The sequence below is a fragment of the Vibrio sp. 2132-1 genome (genome assembly GCF_033344315.1).
Window position 1 is genome coordinate 1 of sequence record NZ_JAWPON010000340.1, and the last position, 697, is coordinate 697.

General features: G+C 45.8%; 1 pseudogene. It reads right to left on the reverse strand.

Annotation, left to right across the window (positions count from 1 at the left end):
- Positions 1–697 (reverse strand): annotated as a pseudogene (locus tag R8N47_RS25280) (MotA/TolQ/ExbB proton channel family protein); the annotation flags it as partial.

Consider the following 697-nt stretch of genomic DNA (forward strand, 5'->3'; position numbering starts at 1 on the left):
CTGAACGGTAGGGCTCTGTACTAGTAGCGATAGAATTACGCCACGAGATGGATCAAGGAATAGCGGCTCATAAGTGCCTTTTGCTGATTCAAAACCAGCCACTTGGCTTGTGATGTTCTTGCTTGGCTGACGTGATAGTTCTTCGAACTTGCCAGTTTGAGGTACGTAAATGACGTATTTGCCATCTGCAATTGCGTTAAATTCACCTACTAGCGTTACGTCGCGAACGGCTTCTTTACCTTCACCGTAAACAACCGTTGCTTGTGTTGTTGATGTATCACCAGATACGACAACTTGTTGAAGAATAGTGTGCCAGAATGCTTCCAGCTCTTGAGTTGATGGTAGTTCTTTACTTTCTGCCAGTTTCGTCAACAGTGCATCACGCTCTGGGAACTGAACGGCATTTTGCGAAGCGGCAAACAGCCCTTTAAATTCGCCTGCGTATTGACGAACCACACCAAACATTTCACCCAAGGTACCGGAGCGAACACGCAGTGTTTCGGTTAGTTCAGTCAGTTGTTTGTCGTTTTCGTCGAAAGTGGCTTTTAGTTGATCGCCAAGCGCTTGCTGTGCAGCTAGCTCTTCACGAGCCTGTTGTAATAATGCAGCTTGTTGGTCGCGATCGCGCTTGAACACAGCTTCGCGTTCTTCGTTTTCTTTTGATTCAACAATGCTTTCTGATTTTACGTTTTTTAGT